This window comes from Amphritea atlantica (assembly GCF_018860855.1).
GTDB classification, from domain to species: Bacteria; Pseudomonadota; Gammaproteobacteria; order Pseudomonadales; family Balneatricaceae; genus Amphritea; species Amphritea atlantica_A.
This window is the reverse complement of sequence record NZ_JAHKQE010000028.1, coordinates 62,520-84,888: the sequence shown is the minus strand read 5'-3', so window position 1 is coordinate 84,888 and position 22,369 is coordinate 62,520. Positions and strand designations below refer to the sequence as shown.

27 protein-coding genes are annotated in these 22,369 nt (G+C 48.4%); 13 read left to right on the top strand and 14 right to left on the bottom strand.

The window, feature by feature from the left end:
* Positions 1 to 210: 210 nt before the first annotated feature.
* Positions 211 to 483, bottom strand: a complete 273-nt coding sequence (locus KO512_RS12695; protein ID WP_215952729.1) for an acylphosphatase — start codon at positions 481 to 483, stop codon at positions 211 to 213.
* Complete coding sequence (locus KO512_RS12690; RefSeq protein ID WP_215952728.1) at positions 484 to 1,782, bottom strand: virulence factor BrkB family protein; 1,299 nt, start codon at positions 1,780 to 1,782, stop codon at positions 484 to 486.
* A 121-nt stretch (positions 1,783 to 1,903) separates the two neighbouring features.
* Here KO512_RS12690 and arsC point away from each other — a divergent pair, with 121 nt between their 5' ends.
* From arsC to KO512_RS12670, 4 genes are read left to right on the top strand one after another with little or no spacing between them, the layout of a single operon-like run.
* A complete protein-coding gene (arsC, locus tag KO512_RS12685) occupies positions 1,904 to 2,251 on the top strand; it encodes an arsenate reductase (glutaredoxin) (RefSeq protein WP_215952727.1) in 348 nt (115 codons plus the stop codon).
* Positions 2,252 to 2,848: an NAD(P)H:quinone oxidoreductase gene (gene wrbA, locus KO512_RS12680; RefSeq protein WP_215952726.1), complete on the top strand. Its 597-nt coding sequence runs from the start codon at positions 2,252 to 2,254 to the stop codon at positions 2,846 to 2,848.
* Positions 2,849 to 2,863: 15 nt separating this feature from the next.
* Positions 2,864 to 3,259, top strand: a complete 396-nt coding sequence (locus tag KO512_RS12675) for a DUF2069 domain-containing protein (protein WP_215952725.1) — start codon at positions 2,864 to 2,866, stop codon at positions 3,257 to 3,259.
* A gap of 12 nt (positions 3,260 to 3,271) precedes the next feature.
* A complete protein-coding gene (locus KO512_RS12670) occupies positions 3,272 to 4,966 on the top strand; it encodes a SufS family cysteine desulfurase (protein ID WP_215952724.1) in 1,695 nt (564 codons plus the stop codon).
* Positions 4,967 to 5,069: 103 nt separating this feature from the next.
* Here the strand turns inward: KO512_RS12670 and KO512_RS12665 are convergent, their stop codons facing one another.
* The 8 genes from KO512_RS12665 to KO512_RS12630 form a co-directional block, all read right to left on the bottom strand.
* Positions 5,070 to 6,368, bottom strand: a complete 1,299-nt coding sequence (locus tag KO512_RS12665; protein ID WP_215952723.1) for a sensor domain-containing diguanylate cyclase — start codon at positions 6,366 to 6,368, stop codon at positions 5,070 to 5,072.
* A 107-nt stretch (positions 6,369 to 6,475) separates the two neighbouring features.
* A complete protein-coding gene (tcdA, locus tag KO512_RS12660) occupies positions 6,476 to 7,276 on the bottom strand; it encodes a tRNA cyclic N6-threonylcarbamoyladenosine(37) synthase TcdA (protein ID WP_215952722.1) in 801 nt (266 codons plus the stop codon).
* Positions 7,277 to 7,290: 14 nt separating this feature from the next.
* Entirely contained in the window at positions 7,291 to 7,506 is a 216-nt protein-coding gene (locus KO512_RS12655) for a hypothetical protein (RefSeq protein WP_215952721.1), read from the bottom strand.
* A 60-nt stretch (positions 7,507 to 7,566) separates the two neighbouring features.
* Positions 7,567 to 8,259 (bottom strand): TIGR01621 family pseudouridine synthase, encoded by a 693-nt coding sequence (locus KO512_RS12650; protein ID WP_215952720.1) that lies wholly within the window; start codon positions 8,257 to 8,259, stop codon positions 7,567 to 7,569.
* A gap of 16 nt (positions 8,260 to 8,275) precedes the next feature.
* On the bottom strand, positions 8,276 to 8,512 hold the full coding sequence (locus KO512_RS12645; RefSeq protein ID WP_215952719.1) for an RNA recognition motif domain-containing protein: 237 nt from the start codon (positions 8,510 to 8,512) through the stop codon (positions 8,276 to 8,278).
* Between the two features lie 17 nt (positions 8,513 to 8,529).
* Positions 8,530 to 9,234, bottom strand: coding sequence for a DnaA regulatory inactivator Hda (gene hda / locus KO512_RS12640; protein ID WP_215952718.1), 705 nt, complete (start codon positions 9,232 to 9,234; stop codon positions 8,530 to 8,532).
* A 185-nt stretch (positions 9,235 to 9,419) separates the two neighbouring features.
* On the bottom strand, positions 9,420 to 10,472 hold the full coding sequence (locus tag KO512_RS12635; protein WP_215952717.1) for an AI-2E family transporter: 1,053 nt from the start codon (positions 10,470 to 10,472) through the stop codon (positions 9,420 to 9,422).
* A gap of 68 nt (positions 10,473 to 10,540) precedes the next feature.
* On the bottom strand, positions 10,541 to 11,617 hold the full coding sequence (locus KO512_RS12630; RefSeq protein WP_215952716.1) for a DUF2066 domain-containing protein: 1,077 nt from the start codon (positions 11,615 to 11,617) through the stop codon (positions 10,541 to 10,543).
* A 173-nt stretch (positions 11,618 to 11,790) separates the two neighbouring features.
* On the opposite strand from KO512_RS12630, the gene purM reads away from it, so the two are divergent.
* Genes purM through KO512_RS12605 form a run of 5 tightly spaced genes read left to right on the top strand, consistent with a single transcriptional unit; the run spans position 11,791 to position 14,871 of the window.
* Positions 11,791 to 12,849 (top strand): phosphoribosylformylglycinamidine cyclo-ligase, encoded by a 1,059-nt coding sequence (gene purM / locus KO512_RS12625; RefSeq protein WP_215952715.1) that lies wholly within the window; start codon positions 11,791 to 11,793, stop codon positions 12,847 to 12,849.
* Positions 12,850 to 12,851: 2 nt separating this feature from the next.
* A complete protein-coding gene (purN, locus tag KO512_RS12620; protein ID WP_215952714.1) occupies positions 12,852 to 13,505 on the top strand; it encodes a phosphoribosylglycinamide formyltransferase in 654 nt (217 codons plus the stop codon).
* A gap of 3 nt (positions 13,506 to 13,508) precedes the next feature.
* Positions 13,509 to 14,213, top strand: coding sequence for a DUF3108 domain-containing protein (locus KO512_RS12615; RefSeq protein ID WP_215952713.1), 705 nt, complete (start codon positions 13,509 to 13,511; stop codon positions 14,211 to 14,213).
* Positions 14,213 to 14,479 (top strand): YfcL family protein, encoded by a 267-nt coding sequence (locus KO512_RS12610; protein ID WP_215952712.1) that lies wholly within the window; start codon positions 14,213 to 14,215, stop codon positions 14,477 to 14,479. The genes KO512_RS12615 and KO512_RS12610 overlap by 1 nt, the downstream gene beginning before the upstream one ends.
* Positions 14,476 to 14,871, top strand: a complete 396-nt coding sequence (locus KO512_RS12605; RefSeq protein WP_215952711.1) for an immunity 22 family protein — start codon at positions 14,476 to 14,478, stop codon at positions 14,869 to 14,871. The genes KO512_RS12610 and KO512_RS12605 overlap by 4 nt, the downstream gene beginning before the upstream one ends.
* Positions 14,872 to 14,940: 69 nt before the next feature.
* Here the strand turns inward: KO512_RS12605 and KO512_RS12600 are convergent, their stop codons facing one another.
* Positions 14,941 to 15,246, bottom strand: coding sequence for an MGMT family protein (locus tag KO512_RS12600; RefSeq protein ID WP_215952710.1), 306 nt, complete (start codon positions 15,244 to 15,246; stop codon positions 14,941 to 14,943).
* A gap of 413 nt (positions 15,247 to 15,659) precedes the next feature.
* Between KO512_RS12600 and KO512_RS12595 the strand changes: the two genes are divergently transcribed.
* The 4 genes from KO512_RS12595 (at position 15,660) to nhaA (ending at position 20,406) form a co-directional block, all read left to right on the top strand.
* Positions 15,660 to 16,307 carry a DUF3047 domain-containing protein gene (locus KO512_RS12595; protein WP_215952709.1) on the top strand — a complete coding sequence of 216 codons (648 nt, stop codon included), beginning with the start codon at positions 15,660 to 15,662 and terminating at the stop codon, positions 16,305 to 16,307.
* A 101-nt stretch (positions 16,308 to 16,408) separates the two neighbouring features.
* Entirely contained in the window at positions 16,409 to 18,154 is a 1,746-nt protein-coding gene (locus KO512_RS12590) for a DEAD/DEAH box helicase (RefSeq protein ID WP_215952708.1), read from the top strand.
* 403 nt (positions 18,155 to 18,557) lie between these two features.
* Entirely contained in the window at positions 18,558 to 18,947 is a 390-nt protein-coding gene (locus KO512_RS12585) for a hypothetical protein (RefSeq protein ID WP_215952707.1), read from the top strand.
* 103 nt (positions 18,948 to 19,050) lie between these two features.
* The gene (gene nhaA / locus KO512_RS12580) at positions 19,051 to 20,406 is read left to right on the top strand and encodes a Na+/H+ antiporter NhaA (RefSeq protein WP_215952706.1); all 1,356 of its coding nucleotides are present in this window, start codon (positions 19,051 to 19,053) and stop codon (positions 20,404 to 20,406) included.
* 151 nt (positions 20,407 to 20,557) lie between these two features.
* Here the strand turns inward: nhaA and KO512_RS12575 are convergent, their stop codons facing one another.
* The 3 genes from KO512_RS12575 to sucD form a co-directional block, all read right to left on the bottom strand.
* A complete protein-coding gene (locus KO512_RS12575) occupies positions 20,558 to 21,055 on the bottom strand; it encodes an MOSC domain-containing protein (protein ID WP_215952705.1) in 498 nt (165 codons plus the stop codon).
* Between the two features lie 4 nt (positions 21,056 to 21,059).
* Positions 21,060 to 21,338 carry an HlyU family transcriptional regulator gene (locus KO512_RS12570; RefSeq protein ID WP_215952704.1) on the bottom strand — a complete coding sequence of 93 codons (279 nt, stop codon included), beginning with the start codon at positions 21,336 to 21,338 and terminating at the stop codon, positions 21,060 to 21,062.
* Between the two features lie 153 nt (positions 21,339 to 21,491).
* Positions 21,492 to 22,367, bottom strand: a complete 876-nt coding sequence (gene sucD / locus KO512_RS12565) for a succinate--CoA ligase subunit alpha (RefSeq protein ID WP_215952703.1) — start codon at positions 22,365 to 22,367, stop codon at positions 21,492 to 21,494.
* Between the last annotated feature and the right edge of the window lie 2 nt (positions 22,368 to 22,369).

The window sequence follows — 22,369 nt, the reverse complement described above, 5'->3', positions numbered from 1 at the left end:
AACCTTTGATAACAGCCAAGACTAATATTCCTCTCCAAATCACGACAGATAAACCAACACCTTAATTGCCATACCCTTGGGTAGGCGTTGATTCATCAACCTTCCAGCCATAAAAAAGAGCCATCGAATATAAATTCGACAGCTCTTAGCTATATCAATTTGCCGCAACACAACCTTAGCGTTTCACGTCAGGCGGCTTATCAGGGGCCATCAGATAATCATAAACTCGATATACTCCTCTGCAGGCTCAACCCGTGCACTTTTTACCTCGGCCACCGTCGCCAATTCAGGCCCGATACTCAGCCAAGCTTCCAGTTGCAACAATCCATGTTCGTGCCCATGAGCCATCACTTCGACCCGACCATCATCGAGGTTACGTACCCAGCCAGTTAACCCATGCGCCTGCGCGGCTTCCAGTGTTGATTTTCGAAACCAAACACCCTGTACCCGACCACTGACAAAAGCGTGTAAACATTGCACCATTTAAGAACCCTCTTGCGGTTGTGAAACATCGTTTAGAATAGGCGTGCTGGGCAGTTCAAGCTCAGCATCACCCTTAGCTTTTTCGGTAAACAACTGCTCAAGCGTCAGACCCAGATCTTGTCGACGCACTTCACAGAGATGTTGTAACCGCTGATCTAACACCTGCTGCCAAGGCGTCACGGCGGCCACCGGCGAGCATTCTGGCAGCGGCCATGGAAGTAGTTGATTCAACTGATCCAGCGTAAAGTTACCCATATCTCGAGCCAATATATAGCCGCCTTTCTCAGTACGACTGATCACCGAAGCATGCAGTAAAATACCATTATAGTGATCCCACTCATTCTGTTCGAGCCCTTCCACCTGCTGTAACAGCTGTCGATCAGAAAGCGACTCTCCCACCTGCTGTGCCTTCCAAAGACGCTGCAGCACCGCGACTAACGTATGCAGATGCGACAGATGCTTGCCTTTGCGATGATCCCGGTAGACCGTCAATGCACGGCTCAATTCAGCCCCGAGCAGAATAATCGTCCAAGAGATAAAGATCCATGCCAAAAACAACGGCACGGCGGCAAAGGCTCCGTAGATCAACTCATAGGAAGGAAACTGGGTGACAAACAGCGCAAAGGCACGTTTGGCCGTTTCAAATAGAATTGCCACGACTAGACCACCAATAATGGCATTGCGCAGTGGCACCTTACAGTTAGGTACCGCCGCGTAAAGCAGCGTAAAGGCGGCAGCCGACATGACTAAGGGCAAGGCCGATAATAACCGCGCTCGGCCGACTAACTCCGTCGCACTGGTAAACAGAGACAGCGAAGCGATATAGGAACTAACCAACAAGCCCAAGCCAATCAGGATCGGCCCAAGGCTTAAGACGGCCCAGTACAGCAGAAAACTCGACATCCCTTTACGTGGCTCGCTCACCCGCCAGATACGGTTAAAAGCGCCCTCAATATTTTTCATCATCATAATTGATGTAACAAATAGGAAGATCAAACCCACTGCGGTTAACTTACTGGCCTGAGCAGCGAAATCACTCAAATACTCCTGCACGACCGCACCGGTTGCCGGGACAAAGTTTTCAAAAATCCAGCTCTGCAACTGCTCTCCCGCGCCCTGAAACGAAGGGATCGCCGCTAACATCGCATATGAAACCGTCATCAGCGGCACCACCGCAAACAAAGTCGTGTAAGTTAACGCGGAGGCATTCAGCATCCCTTTATTATTGATAAACTGGCGAGCTAAATAGAGCATAAAATGCCCAATTCCCCGCAGGGTATACAGATGATTGCCCTTCATAACGATCCTGTAACGATGAATAAAACAGATATAATACCCTGCCGCTCTTTAGGCTGGTAGCTAAGCTGTATACAATATCGCACTTACATCAAAAACTGTCATTCCGAACAGGATAAGTACCATGTCTGTTGAAATTTATCATAATCCACGCTGCTCAAAATCCCGCGCTACACTCGCGCTGTTGGAAGAGAAAGGTATTACCCCTAATATACGCCTCTATCTAGAAAACCCGCCCACGGAAGAACAACTAGCCGACGTCATTTCACAACTGGGTATAAGCCCCCGTGAACTACTGCGCAAAGGCGAGGCGGAATACAAAGAGAACAATCTAAACGATGACAGCCTAAGCGATCAGCAAATTATCGCGTTAATGGTGCAATTTCCACGATTGATTGAACGTCCTATCGTGATTACCAATGGTCAGGCCCGCATCGGCCGCCCACCAGAGTCTGTACTGGAGATTCTGTAAGTGCCTAACCCTTACGTTCTGGTACTCTACTACAGCCGCCAAGGTGCCACCCGCGCCATGGCGGGCTTGATAGCTCAGGGCATCGAACAGAGCGGAATAGAAGCTCGCCTACGGACTGTCCCTGCAATCTCAGCAAACTGTGAAGCGACCGAGGACAGCATCCCCGAGAATGGTGACCTGTACTGCAGCGAAGCCGATCTTGCTCACTGTTGCGGCCTCGCACTCGGCAGCCCAACCCGCTTTGGCAATATGGCCGCGCCGCTGAAATACTTTATTGATTCTACGAGCAACCTCTGGCTAAACGGAACATTGATCGATAAGCCGGCCGCAGTATTCAGCTCCAGCTCAAGCCTACATGGCGGTCAAGAAAGCACCCTCCTTAGTATGATGCTGCCCTTGCTGCATCATGGCATGGTGATCTGCGGCTTGCCTTACAGCGAAGCTGGGCTCATCAGCACCACCAGCGGCGGCACCCCTTACGGCGTGACTCATCTTGCCGGACAACAGAGTAACCGCCCCGTCGATGACACCGAAGCCGCGCTTTGCCTGGCACAGGGTAAACGACTCGGGCGATTGGCGCTTCAGTTATCAGCTTAATATTCAGGATTAAAGATGCAGGAAACTCTCGTAAAAAAAGTGGCCATTAGCCGCGCTGTGACTCTCTTCAGCTATTTTGGTCTGATTCTATTGCTAACCGCTTGGCACCTGATCATTGCGCCACCCGAAAACGCCAACCCTTATAGTATCTGGGCCTTCCAGACAGTGCCGTTGCTACTGTTCTATCCGGTTATTCTGAAGAAGCATCTGCGTGGACACATCTGGTTATGTTTCTTTATCACGGTGTACTTCATGCATTCAGTGACCATCGCCATGTCCGCTCATAGCAGCGCGATTCTCGGCTTAGCTGAAACACTGCTGGTCGCGGCACTGTTTATTGGCGCCATGATGTTTGCCCGTTGGCAGAGCCAGTTAAACAAACTGTTAAATAACCCTGAACAAAACCGGTAACGGGAAGGTCACGTGGATCTCAAGTCAGTCAGAAAACAGTTTCCAGCGCTGCAACAGCAGATAAACAACCAGCCATTGGTGTACCTTGATAATGCTGCCACCAGCCAGAAACCCGAGGCCGTTATCCGTGCTGTGGAACAGTTTTATCGACAACAGAATGCCAATGTTCATCGGGGCGCCCACCATCTGAGCGAACAAGCCACTCGCCTGTTTGAAGCCGCGCGCACAGAGATCAAAACCTTTATCAATGCGGACAGTGAACAGGAGATCATCTGGACCCGTGGCACCACGGAGGGGATCAATCTCATAGCACAAAGCTATGCCCGCCCGTTGCTGCAACCCGGTGATGAGATCCTCCTAACCGAACTGGAACACCACGCCAATATCGTCCCTTGGCAGATCGTAGCGGAACAAACCGGCGCAGTGATCAAGGTCGTGCCGATTCATGATAATGGCGACCTTAACCTGCAACGCTTTGCCGAGCTGCTCAATGAGCGAACACGCATTGTCAGCCTGACCCATATATCCAATGCCCTAGGCACTATCAACCCGGTGGCCGGATTGATTCGCCAAGCGAAGAGTATGGGCGCCACCGTGATTGTTGATGGCGCACAGGCGGTATCTCATCTCGAGGTCGATGTTCAACGGCTCGGCTGTGACTTTTATCTATTTTCCGGTCATAAACTGTTTGGCCCAACCGGTATCGGTGTTCTCTACGGACGTCAAGCACTGCTAGAGGCGATGCCGCCTTGGCAAAGCGGTGGGGAGATGATTAGTAAGGTGTCTTTTTCAGGCACCGAATACAACGACCTGCCGTTTAAATTTGAAGCCGGCACGCCTAATATCAGCGGCGCATTGGGGTTAGCGGAAGCGATTCGTTTTCTCAATCGCCTAGACCGTAAAGCGCTGGCCCGACATGAACGGGCGCTGATGAGTAAAGCGATTGAGTTATGCTCAGCAATTCCTGGCTTTACCCGCATCGGTAACCCCACCGCCTGCGCATCAATTTTGTCATTTCAATTAAGCAGCCACCATCAACAGGATGTCGGCCTGATGCTGGATCAACAAGGTATTGCGGTACGTACCGGCCATCACTGCGCGATGCCCTTAATGGAACGACTTGGCTTACCGGGCACCATCCGCGCTTCATTCGCGTTTTATAATAGCATTGAGGATGTTGAACGCTTTGCCGAAGCCCTCAGCCTAATCGCCCAAGGTGGCTCATTTTCAACCGCTGAAACGGCGCCCACTCAATCCGTTTTTGATAGCTCCCCTTTTGGTCGAGAAGTGAATGACCGTGATATTCTGGCCAAACTGACACCTTTAAAAAACTGGAATGATCGTTATCGGGAGATCATGCTACTTGGCAAGCGCCTACCATCATTTACAGTAACGATGAAAAGCGATACACCGCGCATTAACGGTTGTGAAAGTGATGCCTGGGTCATGGTCGAAAAAGACGCTGACGGCGCACTGTGGTTTGCCGCCGACTCGGATGCCCGCATTATTCGCGGATTAATCGCCTTAGTTCTTGCTGCGCTAAACGGTCGACAAGCACAAGAAATTCTGGACTTTGATATTGATGGTTACTTTGAACAACTACAGCTAAGCCGACACCTTAGCCCCTCGCGTGGCAATGGTTTAAAAGCTATTATTGACGCTGTAAGAAAGAACGCGGGCGACACACTCAGTGATTCAGCAACATAACTTTGCGAGCCTAAAACATAAGCCAGATAAGCTGATAGCATAGGAAGACCCCTCTCAGCTAATCGTCTGTCAGTTAACGGCGCAAGGCTTAAACAAGGCTCAGCTAGATATCCGCCGGCGGGCTGATCATAATCAGATCACGACCATCCCCTTTCGCGAGGTAAAGCGCATCGTCAGCACATTTAATCAGTCCATCCAAGGTCGGCGAATGGGATGGGTAACACGAGATGCCTGCACTAAAGGTATAAGCAATTTCACACACCTCCTGCTCTAATATCGCAGGATAGCGCTTTAACTCTTTTTTCAGTTGAGAAATCAACCGTACGGCGCTGTTAATATCGGTATTCGGCAACAGTAAGAGAAACTCTTCCCCTCCCCAGCGCATCAAAGAATCTGATCGGCGCAAGGTTCCATTCATTAATGAAACAAAATGCTTCAGCACGGCATCGCCGACTAGATGACCAAAACTATCATTAATATTCTTGAAGTGATCTAGATCGATCAGGCAGATGGTCAATTCCTGATGGTAGCGTTGCGCATAACTCAGCTGTTTTGAAAAATGGATATAACCTGCACGCCGATTCAACAGACCGGTAAGGTGATCATAGCTCGCCTGTGATCTAAGCATCTCCTCTAACTGCTTACTGCGAGTAATATCGTGACACATGCCCACAACGCGTAATGCATTGCCATCAGCATCACGTTGGCACACCCGACCACGATCCCTCACCCAGATATATCCACCATCCCGCTTTCTGAGTTGATATTCAGCTTCATAGCGATCAGTCTGGCCTTCGACGTGTGCTTTCAACACCCCCATAACCCGCTCTCTATCGGTGTCATGAACGGCCTCAACCCACGTTTTCACATTGGGTTCCATCTCATCGGGAAGATAACCCAGCAGATGCTTTAACTGAGGCGAGAAAAACACCTCATCGGTGATGGTATTCCAATCCCACATACCGTCCGCCGCCTCATTCAAGGCATAGGTTAAACGTGCATCCCTAGTACGAAATGCTTCCCGTTGAGACGAGGTACGATCCAAATTACGAGCAATTGAAAGAAACAGCTCCTGACCTTCAAATTCAATCACCGAGGTGTAAACTTCGACGGGAAAATAGGTGCCATGCTGGTGATAATGACGACCAATAAAGGTAAATGCTTGAGGACGGGCAGCATAAATTAATTCGGCAATCTGTGCCCAGTGCTCCTCATTTTCGACGCCTTGCTGCAGTGAGATAACACTGTGTTGTAAGAGCTGTTCGCGACTCATGCCCAAATCTTGCCAAGCACAGGTGTTCGCATCAAGAACGCGAGAGGTTTGCGGCTCTAACACATAGATTGCATCGCTACAGCCTTCAAAAATAGCTTTATAGAATCCTTCCGGAAAGCATCGTGACATGATTGGTCCAAATATCCATTTTACGAATCAATACAGTGAGACTGATAATGCCGCAAAATCAAACAATAAAATATAGACCTGTCGGCATAAGCAGCATAATAGCATGTTTACAGCACATTTTTCTCCCGCTCTGCTCTTTCGAGCATTTTTTGCAATACCCGTGACACGGCCACAAAACCAAAGGTTGCCGTCACGCAAGTAGATGCACCAAAACCACCGCTACAGTCTAGTCGAGTATTACCATCAGTCACTGTTTTCATTTGACACACACTACCGTCAGGCTGCGGATACACCAGTTGCTCGGTAGAGTAGACGCAATCAACCGCAAATCGGCGACCACTTTTACTGAAATTGTAGTAGCGGCGCAATAACGAGCGAGTCTTAGCCGCCAATGGATCGTGATGGGTTTTGCTTAAGTCAGCAATATTTATTTGGGTTGGGTCTGTTTGCCCTCCCGCGCCACCCACTGTGATCACGGGGATTTTACTGCGTTTACAGTGAGCAATCAGCGCCGCTTTCTCTTTAACACTGTCAATACAGTCGATCACATAATCAAACTGCTTACCGATTAACTCAGGAATATTCTGCAACGTAATGAAGTCATCTACGACCTCAACCTGGCATTCAGGATTAATCAATCGAATCCGCTCGGCCATCGCCTCAGTTTTGGGCTCACCAATAGTGGTATTCAGGGTATGGATCTGACGATTGGTATTGGTGATACAGATATCATCGAGATCGATCAGTGTGATATGCCCAATAGCTGAGCGGGCTAATGCTTCCGCCGCCCATGATCCCACGCCACCAATACCGATGACACAGATATTTGCCTGTCGAAACAATTCGACGCCAGCCAGGCCATATAGCCGTTGAGTACCGCCAAATCGTTGATTAAAAGTGTCTGACATAAATAAAATTGTCTCTAAAAGTCATCTTCTGTCAATTCGGTCAGCACTGCATTACCGCAGCGTAGACAGTCACCTTCAACAAACACAACGCCCTTAAGCAGATATTCACGGGGATTGGTCATACCGAGATTAACCTCCTGACAATGATCACACCAAGTTTGTTGCAAAAAAGCGTGCTGTTCTTCCTCACTACGGGCATTAAAATCCCGTTCTATTCGTTCATTTTGCATGGTTTTACTCTTAGAGATAATGGTTACCGTCGGCAATAACGGCCTTTTATGATGTGCTTGTCATGATGCGCCAGGCCAAGCAAGGCTGGCCGGTGGCTTCCAATGCTCTAACTGCTGTTTTACCAAGGGCTGCAAAAAAAGCTCACCGATTGTCGGGTCACATAGATATTCACAACGCTGCCCCTGCCAGTCAAAGGCAATACTCCAAGCATGAAGATAACCTCGATCACCGGTTGCTGCAGATACGCTGTGATAGCGCTGATCACCCACAATCGCCGAACCGATACTTTTCAATGCTACACGCAACTGATGGGTTTTGCCCGTCAAGGGACGCAACAAAAACAACCGTAATCCCGGCTGGAGAGAACAACTAAAAAAACGGGTAATCGCTGGATTTTTCTGGCCGCTGGTCAGTTTCCAACTACCTCGTCGACTACGTTCCATATCCCCTTTAATCAGCCCCTGCTTTTTACGAGGTTTCTGATCAGATAGGGCAATATAGTATTTTTCGACGGTTCTCGCCTGAAACTGGCGCGACAGAATGGAGGCAGCCTCGGCATGACGTGCCAGAATCAGCAAGCCGGAGGTCATTTTATCTAACCGATGTACCAGATAAAGCGGACCACAGTTTAAATCTGCTGATATCTGCTGCAACAAACCCGTATCTTCTTGATCTCGATGCACAGAGACGCCTGGGGCTTTATTAATAATCAGATAATCAGGGGTCTGTACAATCACGGAATAAGCAGACATTAAAGTGATGTCCGCATCAAAAGAGCGACACGAAGGCCCGCAGAGAGTGGCCATGCCAATACAACCCGTTTAAATGGCGGGTCACCCAATGGGCTTCGGCATTGGTGCCTTCAATCGTTAATACCGCTATGGTCTGCTCAGGAAGATCGCCGGGAATCAATTCCAATTCATCCACTTCAGTGTAATGCGCTAACATTTCTAGTAACTCTGTTTCAGTTACATCAGAAGAAAAACCTGCCAGAATAATTTTCATAGTCACCCATAGTAAGATCAGAGGCCAAGTACCTGCTTAACAAAGGGAATCGTCACTTTGCGTTTGGCGCTCAATGAAGCTGAATCAAGCTTATCTAATAGCTTAAACAGATCTGACATACTGCGACTGGCCCGATGGATTAGAAACCATGCGACCTCTTCACTGATCGTAAACCCACGCCCTCTAGCACGTAATTGCAGGGCTTGCACCTTGCCATCATCATCAAGATTATGTACCTGAAACACCATCCCCCAACTAAGACGGGATGCTAAATCAGGCAAATTAAGGTTTAACTGTCGCGGCGCACGATCACCCGCAACCAGTAAACGATTGTTTTCAGCGCGAATACGGTTGAAGAAGTGAAATACACCCTCTTCCCAAGCTTTATTACCCGCGATGATTTGAATATGGTCAATACAAACCAGATCAAGATGTTCCATCCCGTCAAGGATACCCGGCCCCATATCCATCAATTCATCCAAGGGAAGATAGACCGCCGTACGGCCAACTGGATCCGAGGCATGACAAACCGCCTGCAGCAGGTGAGAACAACCACTATCACTGTTACCCCAAATATAGAGATACTGCTCGCCTTCACCGCGGGCAGCCTGATCTAGGGTACTGCAAAGCAATTCATTCCCCTGACAAAGGAAATTTTCAAATCGGGCATCATCCCTTAAGGTGATCCCTAGGGGGATCTGAAACGGCTCAGGACTACTCATCTATATCTATACTTATTGGCCAACAGTTGGGCACTGGGCCTTTTCTCACTTTTAAATTTCGGGTTTGCCAAGCTATATCACACCAAAAACATTTTTCGGTCTGTTCTTGTTGTCAGCAAGGTATTCTCTGCTCATGAGGACTGAGCGCTAAACCTCAAATCTCGTTATCCAATCCTACCCACCGCTTAACAATCATAAAGTTTACTACTTTTATAACCCTGATGCAGGTGACGAAGGAGCACCATAATAACCGCCGCAACGGGAAGTGCAATCAAAATCCCAACAAAACCAAACAGCTGACCACCGGCCATAATGGCAAAAATAACCGCGACGGGATGCAAGCCAATGCGATCGCCAACCAGCAATGGTGTTAGCACCATTCCTTCCAATGCTTGACCAATGGCAAATACCACGGCAACCCAAGCCAGCATGGTAACATCATTGAATTGCAACATGGCGGCTACACCGGCAGCCACAATACCCACAATAAAGCCCATATAAGGCACAATACTCGCTAAGCCGGCTAGCATCCCCACGAGCAAGGCTAAATCCAGTCCAACCGTCCACAGCCCCAATGCGTAGATAATGCCCAGCGCTAGCATCACCAGCAATTGACCTTTAATAAAGGCACCCAGCACCTCATCACATTCATTCGCCCAAAGGGTGACCTTTTTTTCTAAATTACGCGGTAATAAATAGCCAATTTTACCCATCATGACATCCCAGTCACGCAGCAGATAGAACATCACCACCGGAATAAGCACTAGATTAGCCACCCAAGCAGCCACCGCCAAACCCGACTCACCCACACTACTAAAGACCGTTTTAACCAAACTCCCAGTCTGCTGCCAGTGACCACTCATCAACGCTTGCAAGCTCTGTAGATCGAAACCCACCAATGAGATTCCGGTATTCGTCTCCAACCAGGGAATCCAGACCGTTTGAATCATGGTAAACACCTGGGGCACCATTTTAAGCATCACCTGTATCTGATAACCCAACTTAGGCAATAACCAGATTACCAATAACAGCAAAACAGTGGTCATCACCAGAAACACCACAACTACCGACAGAGTTCGGCTTAATCCCCGAGCCTCTAGGCGATCAGCCAATGGATCAGCTAGATAGGCTAGCAAGGCCGCAACAACAAATGGCGATAAGATAGGCTGCAACAAATAAAGTAAAAACGCCATTACCACAGCAAGAATAAGAAAAAACCAACGTTGCGAGTCACTCATATATACACCCTTTCAAAGCCAACAATTGATTCACACCGCGTAAACATGCGCGCTATCAGCATCGATCATTAATCCTGCCAGCGATAAGAATAAACAGCCTCGCCCGCTTCATGGTTTAGCCTTGGCATCGCCGACATACGGGGATTCAAACGAATCGCCTGCTCCAATGACTGGACACCGCCCTGAATTTCAACGCGAAAGAGCACTCGATCAGCTTCCACACGGCTGACCCGCACCTCATCAACCGGCGGTAACTGCTGTAGATAGTCCGTCAGCTGCAAAAAATCTTCTATATCGACTATATTAGTCACCTCGAGCTGCAAACCGGTTTCAATATAATTAAATTGAGTCGTCCCCAATGAAGCGAGCACTGTATCTGCAGACTCATTGATAACCTGCTTCAGTTGCTCTGATAAAGCACCGGTCGGCTTCATTGAATGGGATCTCCCCTGTTGCAACAATAACCATTCAGTTTGCCAGCCGCCGCCGCTACTCTGTATCAACCGACCAATCAAGATAGCATCAGGCTGGTAGCGTTGCGACGCTTGTTCAATAGGCTCACGAAAAAAGCCCCACAGATCACTCACATCCAGTGCGGTCTGATCATTCAAATCCAGTAGCGGCACATCCATGGGAATACCACGGACTTGGGCTTGCTCTGCCAGATCAGTATATATTTGGCTTTCCGGCGCCACATAATCCCGGGCTGTATTGCCGCGCTGCTGCGCCAACCAAACCAGCAAGACTGGACGGGCATGACCTACCGCCTTTAACCCCGCTTGCTGCAATAGCTGTTCGATCAACACGGGATCAAACTCCAACAATAACCGCTGCCCCAACACTTCACGACCATCGCCAGCCGATATCGGTGTTTGGGTTGCCTGATAACTAAACTGATTCAACCAAGCGGAAGGCTGCTGCAAGGCACTCGCCACCGACGGTTTATTAACCACATTACTCCGTCCAGATACCTTAACCAATACCGTTTTTAATCCCTGCATCAACTGTTCATTTGATGGTTCGGATAACTGTTCAGGTACCAACATTACAGCGCTATACAGCCCCTTTACCATGGCTGCCTGACTGAGGGAGCACAGGCCCGTCAACATCACTACCAGTAGACAGTTATAAAGCTTGCGTATCATGATCGTGGTTAAACTCCATTTTACTGCCCTACAGTCATTCTTGGCAGTCTGAAAAAAGTGACTTTTTAAGCGGCATAAACTTTAACACACAATAGCCCCCTCACCATCAACCTGATAGAATACGCGTCAAATTTTTTCAATCAGTCATCAGCCCGAACAGGTTCATACAAACTATGTCTGCAACTGACCATAACACTCCTATCAGCTACAAAGACGCTGGTGTCGATATCGATGCCGGAAACGCACTGGTAGATCGCATTAAAGGCGTTGCAAAACGCACCGCCCGTCCCGAAGTTATGGGTGGCCTAGGCGGCTTTGGTGCTCTATGCGAAATCCCAGAAGGTTATAAAAAGCCTGTACTGGTATCCGGCACCGACGGTGTAGGTACTAAGTTGCGTCTAGCAATGGACCTGAAAAAACACGATACCATCGGTATCGATCTCGTGGCTATGTGTGTCAACGATCTGATCGTTGCGGGGGCTGAGCCCTTATTTTTCTTGGATTACTATGCCACTGGCAAACTGAACATCGATATCGCTGCCGATGTTGTTACCGGCATTGGTGCAGGTTGTGAACTCGCCGGCGCAGCCCTTGTCGGTGGTGAAACCGCAGAAATGCCCGGCATGTATGAAGGCGAAGATTATGATCTCGCTGGTTTCTGTGTTGGCGTCGTTGAGAAAGATGACATTATCGATGGCTCTAAAGTCAGCGTTGGCGACAAAATCATCGCCCTACCTTCATCCGGCCCCCACTCCAACGGTTATTCTTTGATCCGCAAGATCATCGAAGTCCGCGGCGCCGATCTGAGCGGCACTGTCGATGGCAAACCGCTAACTGAAGCACTGCTTGAGCCAACCCGTATCTATGTCAAACCGGTATTGGAACTGATTAGAAACAGCCAGGTTAACGCCCTATCCCACATTACCGGTGGTGGTTTGCTGGAAAACATTCCCCGCGTACTGCCGCAAAATGCTAAAGCCGTTATCGATATTAATAGCTGGCAGATGCCGGAAGTATTCCGATGGATTCAAAAGCTGGGCAATGTCGATGCCCGCGAAATGTACCGCACCCTGAACTGCGGCATCGGCATGGTTATCTGTGTACCAGCCGAAACCGTTGACACCGCACTGCAGATTCTTACTGATGCCGGCGAAGCCCCCTTTATCGTGGGTGAGATTGCAACCGCCACTGAGGGCGAAGAACAGGTCGATCTATTGGGTCTGGAGGCCTAATAATGACAGACAAAAGCATTGTTGTTCTGATCTCCGGCAGCGGCTCAAACCTGCAAGCGATCATCGATGCTATCGCGAGCGGCCAGGTTGCTGGCCGCATCGCAGCGGTACTGAGTAATAAAGCAGAGGCCTTTGGTCTTGAACGGGCCAAAACAGCCGGCATTCCTCAAATCATCATTAATCACAAAGATTATGACAGCCGCGAAGATTTCGATCTGGCGATGATCGAGGCCATCGATACATACGCGCCAGATCTAATTGTACTCGCGGGTTTCATGCGCATACTCACCGCTGAGTTTGTCCGCCACTATCAAGGCCGGATGCTGAATATTCATCCATCCCTACTGCCGAAATACAAAGGACTACATACACATCAACGGGCGCTGGATGCCGGTGATGCCCAGCATGGTTGCACAGTTCATTTTGTCACCGAAGAACTAGATGGCGGCCCCTTAGCCATTCAAGCACCACTTAATATCCACGCCACCGATAATGCTGACAGTTTGCAACTGCGAGTTCACCGCGCCGAGCACGACATTTACCCGCTAGCGGTTGAATGGTTTTGCGCAGACCGCTTGTCACTATCGGTTTCAGGCGCTGTTCAGCTCGATGGCACTACCCTGCCACCTGAAGGATATCAATTCATTCAGGAGTAACCGATGCGATTTAGCAAACTACTTATCCCGACACTGCTGTTTATTTGCGCATTGCCGACACAGGCCTCTGAGCTATTCAAACCCTACAAGGCGGTTTACAAAGCCCAATGGGATATCGGCATTTCCTTTGGTGGCGATGCAATCAGTGAATTAACACGTAACGGCGATCGTTGGAAGCACACTCTTAACGCAACAGCGCTGATCGCTAAGGTCGACGAATTCACCGAATTCACCCTGCAGGACCAAAACGTATTACCACAGCATTATGAATATCATCGCAAAGTGATTGGTAATAATAAAAATGCAGTTCTGCAGTTTAATTGGAGCACCGGCACTGTGCTCAATGATATTGCCAAAAAACCCTGGACGATGAATATCCCCGCCGGTACACAGGACAAGCTTAGCTACCAAATGCAGATGCGCCTCGATCTGGCAGCAGGAAAAAAAGAACTGTCCTACCAAGTAGCCGATGGCGGAAAGATTAAAACCTACCCGTTCATTATTGTCGGAATGGAAACCGTCTCAACGGGGATTGGCTCCTTCGAGGCTGTAAAAATACAGCGTGATCGAGGCCCCGACAGTAACCGTGAAACCTTCCTGTGGTGCGCGCCAGAACTCGGCTATATGGTAGTAAAACTGCAACAGGTCGAAAAAAGCGGCAAGGAATACAGCTTACTCATCGACAAACTGGACTTTATGGAACCCTGATGACCCCATACGAACAACAGGCTGATTCAATGCATAACCAGCTGATCGCCATGGAAAACGGCGCTGAGCCCAATCAGTTATTTCTCTGTAGCTACTTACTCGGCCATATCAGCCTGGTTAGCGCTGAACAAGGCGACACTGCGTTACAGTTCAGACAGCAACTGGAACAGAGCCTAGAAGCTGCGTTCAAGATAGACCAACTCAGCGAGCAGGATATCAACGATATTCGCGCCCTTTGGCGACAACTAAGCGAGACCAGCGCATGAATTTCGAGAAAGAAGGTATTGTTTCCGTCTGGTATTCAACCACCGACTACTCCAGCATTCCTGACAGCTATTTTGAAGAAGATGAACAGGGGCTAGACCGCTGGGCCAAGAACTTTGAAATCACAGAATATGACCCTGAAAACATGGAAACCAACGGCTGCGAGAAAGGCACCGCACCGACTCGCGAGATTATTGCCCCCTGCTCTTGGTCATACTCCTATGGCGACGCCATCATTAAAAAGATCGAAAAGCTCGGCGATAAACAGGTCAGCTGGCTGATACTGCTGTTTGATTTTGAGTACCGCGCCAAGAAAACCCACATCTTTGAAGATGAATACGTCCACTTTGTCGGTTGCTTCCCCTATGACATGGAAGCTGGCAACCTAGAGTAACTGAACGGCTAACTAAGGATCAGGGCGAGCAGAAAGTGAGCATTCTGATCCTACCCCAAGCCAATTCAGTCATAAACGAAACTTAGCCAAACTGATCCGCCCATTCAATACCGCGACACCCTCCTCCTGCAATAGAGCCACTTGCTTTAGATAGCCCTCACTACCCACAGGCAAAGAGATTCGCCCACTGGCATTAACCACTCGAAACCAAGGCAACTTAGTGTCGCGAGGCAACTGACTAAGACACCGACCAACCATCCTCGCGGCCCCAGGAAGCCCTGCTAATTGCGCTACCTGCCCATAGGTCGCAACCTTGCCCTGCGGAATCGCCGCCACAATCTGCCAAATCACTTCATAGGCTGGATTCTGCACCACACTACTCTCCAACAAAAGCCCGATAAATTGATAAATTGATAAATATTACACCCATAAACCGATGTATACGCCAATATAATCGATAGCTATAGAAGCCGAAAGTCTAGCCTACCTGCTCGTTGCCACAAACATCACATCAAGCAGCTTAATTTAAGACAAAAAAAGGAGCCTAGATGACTCTAGGCTCCTTAAATGAGCATCATAAAATCGATGATTAGCTGCCATCTAGGGGAATAGACCGACAACCCTCATGCTCATCGTGACAGATCAAGGAAACCCACCGAAACCGCAATAAAGCGACCGATAGCAGAACATTCAGAGCTTAACCAGAAGGGGAAATAGGCATTAAACTCTGATACATTGACCATAAACACTCTTTCAGTATAGACGAAAACCGAACAATGAAGACAAACATGTCTATTATTTACTCAGCAGTTTACGCATACAGCCTAATATCACTGCTTTTAATAACCCCAAGCCAAGCCTCGGCATCGCAGATTCCAAACTTTGATCAGCAGGGCATTAAACAGTGGGAAACCGAAAACTTTGTCGACAAAACCCAGTATCGTCTAATAAAAGAAACCAACAACCAGATATTAGAAGCCCGCTCCGATAGTGCTGCATCCGGCCTTTTTTATAAAAAAACATTGCCGATAACGGCCAACACTCAGCTCAGCTGGCGCTGGAAAATCAGCGCAATCTGGCCCGACGCAGTTGAAACCAGTAAAGCAGGCGATGACTTTCCAGTACGCGTATACATCGTTGTCTCAGATGGCCCTTTTTTCTGGCAAAAACGCACCTTAGTTTATGTTTGGTCAAACAACAAACCGGTCAACAGCCGCTGGGACAACCCTTTCACCAACAGAGCACATATGTGGGCCATCGATAGTGGAGCCGACTTAATAGGACAGTGGACCGAACACCGCCGCACGATACAAGCAGACTTACAAACCGCGTTTAACAAAACCTACACTGAGATAGACGCTATTGCGATTATGACCGACAGCGATAATGGCGGCGCTAGCTTTCTCAGCTGGTATGATGACATTCAACTAAACTAGATAAGCCCCTCTGAGTCTCGGCAATAAAAAGTGGGCATTTATCTAACAATGCGCGTATAATACTGCGTTTTACAATTGCATTCCTTCCGGTACCTTCAAATATGTCAGACACACAAGTCGCATTCAGCGACCTTGATCTCCCCTCTTCCGTTCTTAAATCCATCACAGAGCTTGGCTATGAAACACCATCACCAATTCAAGCCGCATGTATCCCGCTATTACTGAACGGGCAGGATGTTCTGGGGATGGCACAAACAGGTACCGGTAAAACCGCTGCTTTTGCTTTACCTTTACTGAGCCGTATTGACCTGAAACTCAACAAACCTCAGGTTTTAGTGCTAGCACCAACACGCGAACTCGCGGTTCAGGTTGCTGAAGCGTTTCAAGCGTATGCACGTCACGTTCCTGGTTTCCACGTACTGCCTATCTACGGCGGCCAGAGCTATACCCTGCAGCTGAAACAACTGCGTCGTGGACCACATGTTGTTGTGGGCACACCAGGTCGCGTTATGGACCACTTGAATCGCGGTACACTGAAGCTTGATGAACTCAAAGCAATGGTACTCGATGAAGCCGACGAAATGCTCCGCATGGGCTTTATTGATGACGTTGAAACCATCATGGCCAAAACGCCAGCTGAACGTCAGACTGCATTATTTTCTGCCACCATGCCTGAGCAGATCCGTCGGATCACCAAGCGCTATATGCGCGATCCGCAAGAGATCAAAATTGCATCAAAAACGTCCACCATGGAAAATATCGATCAGCGTTGCTGGATCGTATCAGGTGTGAACAAACTGGATGCTCTAGTACGTATTCTGGAAACAGAAGATTGTGGCGGTATTATTATCTTCGCCCGTACTAAAACAGCTACCACCGAAATTGCTGAGAAGCTTGAAGCCCGCGGTTATTCCGCAGCAGCACTTAACGGTGATATGAACCAGCAGCTACGTGAACGCACCGTGCAACGCCTGAAAGACGCTAAGCTCGATATCGTTGTCGCAACCGATGTTGCCGCACGTGGTCTTGATGTTGAGCGTGTCGGCATGGTCATCAACTATGATATCCCTTACGACACCGAAGCCTACGTACACCGTATCGGCCGTACCGGCCGTGCTGGGCGTGATGGTAAGGCGATTCTCTTTGTTGCGCCACGGGAACGTCGCCTACTAAAACAGATTGAACAAGCGACCCGTCAGCCAATCAAACAGATGGATCTCCCTTCACGGGATATGGTTCAGAGCAAACGTCTAGAATCTTTCCGCGAACAGATCACCACTATCTTTAATGATGAAGATATGGGCACTTACCGCGAGCTGATCGACCAACTGGCCAGCGAAACCAAATTGGAAACACTGGATCTAGCCTCTGCCTTGCTATTTATGGCACAGAAAGAGAAACCATTGATTCTACCACCTGAGCCTGAACCTCGTGCTCGTCGTGAACGTGATAATGACCGTGACAGTGATCGCGGTGCTAAGCGCGAACGCATTGACTACGCCGATCTCGATGTATATCGTCTGGAAGTGGGTCGTAACGACGGCATACAGGTTAAAAACATCGTTGGTGCTATTGCCAATGAAGCGGACATTAACAGCCGCCATATCGGTGATATTCGCCTATTTGATGATTACAGTACTGTTCAGCTACCTAAAGGGATGCCGACCGAAGTATTGCAGCAACTCAAAGGCGTGTTTATCTGTCGCAAGAAGATCGATATCAGCCTGATGGAAGGTGAGATTGCTCGCCCTGCACCACGCAAACCACGTGGCGAGTTTAAAGGCAAAGGTCGCGGCACTAACGACCGCGGTGCACCTCGCAAGCCTCGTCCAAAGCGCGAAAGTTAATCGCGTCTAAGCGTTAAGAAACAGATTAAAAGGGAGCCTATTGGCTCTCTTTTTTTGTCTTTAACCTCCCCTTAATACCCCGTTAGCAAATCCCCCAAGCACCGGCAACATAACCCATTGAACCTGATCATGAAGCCGCAAAAATCTAACCAAGGATTCTGTTGCAACAGCGCGCTACCCTCTGCTAATCTCTAGCTAAATAAAGCGCGATAAACGCTTTCAGATAATTTAACAAAATAGGATATCCAGCCATCAGCATCAACAAACAGGGCAATAAAGGTAGCCATGTCACTTTCCCTGCCACACGTCAGCATCCTAAAATCATCTACAATAAAAAGCTGAAGCATCAGCTTTCATCGCCACACTCATCTGAACAGATAATTGTAATTTAAGGAAAGCCATCATGAAAAAAGCAATGACTGTAGTTTTCGCAATGACCTTTATGACTGCTCCTGCATTTGCCGATCAGCATGACCAAAACGACATCTCTGCAGAATATATTGCAGGCTTTCTTGCTGGCGCTAACCTTACCGATGGCGCAATTATTAAAAATATTAGCACTGGGGAAGAAAGTGAATTTTTGCAGCGCGCCTACCGCACCCGTTTAGGCAAAAAACACCCTAGTACACAGGTAACTTATTTGGCCGGCTTCTGCCTACCCGAGGGGATAGATGACAAAACGGTTATCAATAAAGTAACCGAAAAATTAAAAACCACCACCTACCCAGAGAAAACTCAGCGAGATATTATCGTTTATAACACCATCAAATCACTCTACCCTTGCAATGAGTAATCCTTTAATGCGAATCAACTCAATCACACATAGAACAACATCTACCTTATGTTTATGATACAAGCACAATTAAATAGCCGATTACAGAATTCAGGAGTCATCAATGAGACGTGTAGGTAAAGTCTATACCGCACCCTGGGAAAAAGCTTTTGCGACGATTCTAACACCTCTAGAGGAGTTCATTCATCGCCAGACCACCAGTGGCATCTTGCTGATGCTGTTTGCGGTTGTCGCACTCGTTATTGCCAACACACAATTAAGTGAAGGCTACCATCATATATTACAAACCAAATTTGTTATCGGCTTCGAAGGCTTTCAGCTGTCCAAAACCCTACACCACTGGATCAACGACGGTTTGATGGCGCTGTTTTTCCTAGTCGTCGGGCTCGAATTAAAACGCGAGATACTGGTGGGCGAACTGGCCAATATCAAACAAGCTTCACTGCCAATCATTGCAGCCGTCGGCGGCATGCTAATGCCAGCATTGATCTATGCTGCAATTAACTTAGAGGGGCACACCTTAATTGGCTGGGGCATACCCATGGCAACGGATATTGCTTTCGCCCTTGGCGCACTCGCGCTGTTGGGCAATCGGGTGCCGCAAAATCTACTGATGTTTCTAGTTGCACTGGCGATTGTCGATGACCTTGGTGCCGTGGTGGTCATTGCTGTGTTTTATACCGAAACAATTAACCTATCAGCATTGCTTACCGCTGCCTTTATGATCTTTATCCTGATCTGCTTCAACCTAGGCGGCGTCAGACGCATTCTACCCTACTCGCTTATTGGCGTTATCCTCTGGATTGCGATGCTAAAAAGCGGTGTGCACGCCACGCTTGCCGGTGTTTTACTTGCCTTTACCATTCCGATGAAACCCAAGTATGATCCGAAGCGATTTCTCACGTTAGTCAACGAGAGTGCCGCTCATATCAAAAGCATATTTGGACAAAATGAAAACATCATACTCAATGATGCATTAAGATCTCGGGTTCGTGCACTCGGCCAAGGGGTGTATAAAGTTCAAGCACCGGCTCAAGTACTCGAACATAAACTGCACCTACCATCGGCTTATCTAATCATTCCAATCTTCGCCCTTGCCAATGCCGGCGTGCCTATTAATTGGTCTGAATATGCCGAAGTGCTTTCACACCAAGTCACTCTGGGTATAGGTGCCGGTCTAATTTTTGGTAAGTTAATTGGCATCGCTGGATTTACATGGCTGGCCGTTAAACTGAAAGTCAGCGCTTTACCAAAAGGTCTGAATTTTGATCATATTATCGGTGTTGCGTTTATGGGGGGTATCGGCTTTACCATGTCGATATTCATCGCAGAACTAGGCTTTGCCCAATACCCATCAGACCTATTGATGGCTAAAACGGGCATCCTGTTTGCCTCATTGATCTCCGGTCTCATCGGCTTTGCGTGGCTGTACTTTAAAACCAGCAAAAAAGAAAAGTAATCCTCCACAGAAAAGAGAGCCTAAGGCTCTCTTTTCTCCACACCCTTCTATTACTTATCTCCCTTAAGCGAATCAATCATTGCCCCTGCTAAATCGACAGACGCTATGTTGTTTGGCCTATGGCCTTGAATTACAAAACCCTCACCCCAATTCAACTACTTGCTAGGGGTTTCAACTGATCACCAAGCCGTACAAGCCCCGATTCCAGAATACGAGCACACAGCCCTCCATAGCCTAACATCGAGGCCGCACCGCCCTGACCTAAGGCCTGATTCATCCGAACACAGGGATGACACAATGCGGTCGCCTCGAATACTGCAGCATCAATACTGAAGGTTTGATGCCGTAAGGCGTTAAGGTTGATACCACTGACCACTAAATTACGTCGCAGCAAACTCGGGTCTATCTGCTCGATACCCGTATAGGTTTCAATCAAACTAATAAACTCACTGGAGATCAGAGTGATCTGCCGCGCAGAACCCGGTGTTTTAGCACACCGATGATCACCCTCAAGGCCCAAACCCGCGAGCGCTTGCGCCTCATCAACCACCCACATCGCTTGTTTACGCCCGGGTCGTAAGCCGATCCACTCAAGCCGACCAGGCTTAAGATCTTTACCATAACGGGCAAACAGCTGCTTTTGAGTCATCGTGTTAGAACAACCCATCACCTTGTTGATCAATCATCTGCTTGGCTTTACGAATCACTTCGGCTGCACAACTTTCACTGGAGGGCAGCATATCAGCCCGAATAAACCGATGGCTCTGCTCCCCCTTAGTGATTAGCCCATTGACACGATAACCGCCATCTTCATGCACAGGTGCCGGTGTAATCGTGAACCCTTGATACTCTTCTGATGGCAATTCCTGCGGCACTTCCGGCTTTTGCTCCGCCGAACCAAAAAGTGATTTGATAGTAGAAAACAAACTCATAACAACTCCTTTAATAGATCAAACCAGAATACCTGCAGATAAGAATCAAACGCAATCAACAGGCACAAAAAAACCGCCGATAGGCGGTTTTTCTAACATCTAGTCATTAACAAGTAACGCATCACTCATAGCGACTAGAAAATCGCAGTGCGATTATTTCCAACCAGTTACTTCACGCAGACCGTCAGCGATCTGAGCGAGGGAACGAACAGTTTTAACACCAGCCGCTTCCAGAGCAGCAAACTTCTCGTCTGCTGTACCTTTACCACCAGAGATGATCGCGCCCGCATGACCCATACGCTTACCAGCAGGTGCAGTAACACCAGCGATGTAAGACACAACAGGCTTAGTTACGTTAGCTTTGATGTAAGCTGCCGCTTCTTCTTCAGCAGAACCACCGATCTCACCGATCATAACGATCGCTTCAGTCTGTGGATCGTTCTGGAACAGTTCCAGAATATCGATGAAGTTAGAACCTGGAATTGGGTCACCACCAATACCGACACAGGTAGACTGACCGAAACCAGCATCTGTAGTCTGCTTAACGGCTTCATAAGTCAGGGTACCGGAACGTGAAACGATACCGACCTTACCTGGCAGATGAATATGGCCTGGCATGATACCAATCTTACACTCTCCCGGAGTGATAACACCCGGGCAGTTTGGTCCGATCAGACGAACACCTAGATTGTCACATACCACTTTACATTCCAGCATATCAAGAACCGGGATGTGCTCAGTGATACAAACGATCAGTTTGATGCCGCTATTAGCCGCTTCAAGGATAGAATCCTTACAGAAAGGAGCCGGTACGTAGATAACCGATGCTTCAGCACCTGTCACTTCAACCGCTTCAGCGACTGTATTAAATACAGGCAGACCTAAATGCTCAGTACCGCCTTTACCCGGTGTAACACCACCGACCATTTTAGTACCGTAAGCAATCGCTTGTTCAGAGTGGAAGGTACCCTGACCACCAGTGAAACCCTGACAGATTACTTTGGTGTCTTTATTAATCAGAACGGACATTG

Excerpts from the sequence above, each read along its gene's own strand:
- purN (WP_215952714.1), top strand. The coding sequence starts at position 12,852 with ATGACAGACAAAAGCATTGTTGTTCTGATCTCCGGCAGCGGCTCAAAC.
- purM (WP_215952715.1), top strand. The coding sequence starts at position 11,791 with ATGTCTGCAACTGACCATAACACTCCTATCAGCTACAAAGACGCTGGT.
- KO512_RS12585 (WP_215952707.1), top strand. The coding sequence starts at position 18,558 with ATGAAAAAAGCAATGACTGTAGTTTTCGCAATGACCTTTATGACTGCT.
- KO512_RS12570 (WP_215952704.1), bottom strand. The coding sequence starts at position 21,338 with ATGAGTTTGTTTTCTACTATCAAATCACTTTTTGGTTCGGCGGAGCAA.
- KO512_RS12695 (WP_215952729.1), bottom strand. The coding sequence starts at position 483 with ATGGTGCAATGTTTACACGCTTTTGTCAGTGGTCGGGTACAGGGTGTT.
- nhaA (WP_215952706.1), top strand. The coding sequence starts at position 19,051 with ATGAGACGTGTAGGTAAAGTCTATACCGCACCCTGGGAAAAAGCTTTT.
- KO512_RS12650 (WP_215952720.1), bottom strand. The coding sequence starts at position 8,259 with ATGTCTGCTTATTCCGTGATTGTACAGACCCCTGATTATCTGATTATT.
- KO512_RS12610 (WP_215952712.1), top strand. The coding sequence starts at position 14,213 with ATGACCCCATACGAACAACAGGCTGATTCAATGCATAACCAGCTGATC.
- KO512_RS12645 (WP_215952719.1), bottom strand. The coding sequence starts at position 8,512 with ATGAAAATTATTCTGGCAGGTTTTTCTTCTGATGTAACTGAAACAGAG.
- KO512_RS12590 (WP_215952708.1), top strand. The coding sequence starts at position 16,409 with ATGTCAGACACACAAGTCGCATTCAGCGACCTTGATCTCCCCTCTTCC.
- KO512_RS12575 (WP_215952705.1), bottom strand. The coding sequence starts at position 21,055 with ATGACTCAAAAGCAGCTGTTTGCCCGTTATGGTAAAGATCTTAAGCCT.
- KO512_RS12595 (WP_215952709.1), top strand. The coding sequence starts at position 15,660 with ATGTCTATTATTTACTCAGCAGTTTACGCATACAGCCTAATATCACTG.
- KO512_RS12615 (WP_215952713.1), top strand. The coding sequence starts at position 13,509 with ATGCGATTTAGCAAACTACTTATCCCGACACTGCTGTTTATTTGCGCA.
- hda (WP_215952718.1), bottom strand. The coding sequence starts at position 9,234 with ATGAGTAGTCCTGAGCCGTTTCAGATCCCCCTAGGGATCACCTTAAGG.
- tcdA (WP_215952722.1), bottom strand. The coding sequence starts at position 7,276 with ATGTCAGACACTTTTAATCAACGATTTGGCGGTACTCAACGGCTATAT.
- KO512_RS12675 (WP_215952725.1), top strand. The coding sequence starts at position 2,864 with ATGCAGGAAACTCTCGTAAAAAAAGTGGCCATTAGCCGCGCTGTGACT.
- KO512_RS12635 (WP_215952717.1), bottom strand. The coding sequence starts at position 10,472 with ATGAGTGACTCGCAACGTTGGTTTTTTCTTATTCTTGCTGTGGTAATG.
- KO512_RS12630 (WP_215952716.1), bottom strand. The coding sequence starts at position 11,617 with ATGATACGCAAGCTTTATAACTGTCTACTGGTAGTGATGTTGACGGGC.
- KO512_RS12605 (WP_215952711.1), top strand. The coding sequence starts at position 14,476 with ATGAATTTCGAGAAAGAAGGTATTGTTTCCGTCTGGTATTCAACCACC.
- arsC (WP_215952727.1), top strand. The coding sequence starts at position 1,904 with ATGTCTGTTGAAATTTATCATAATCCACGCTGCTCAAAATCCCGCGCT.
- KO512_RS12665 (WP_215952723.1), bottom strand. The coding sequence starts at position 6,368 with ATGTCACGATGCTTTCCGGAAGGATTCTATAAAGCTATTTTTGAAGGC.
- KO512_RS12655 (WP_215952721.1), bottom strand. The coding sequence starts at position 7,506 with ATGCAAAATGAACGAATAGAACGGGATTTTAATGCCCGTAGTGAGGAA.
- sucD (WP_215952703.1), bottom strand. The coding sequence starts at position 22,367 with ATGTCCGTTCTGATTAATAAAGACACCAAAGTAATCTGTCAGGGTTTC.
- KO512_RS12690 (WP_215952728.1), bottom strand. The coding sequence starts at position 1,782 with ATGAAGGGCAATCATCTGTATACCCTGCGGGGAATTGGGCATTTTATG.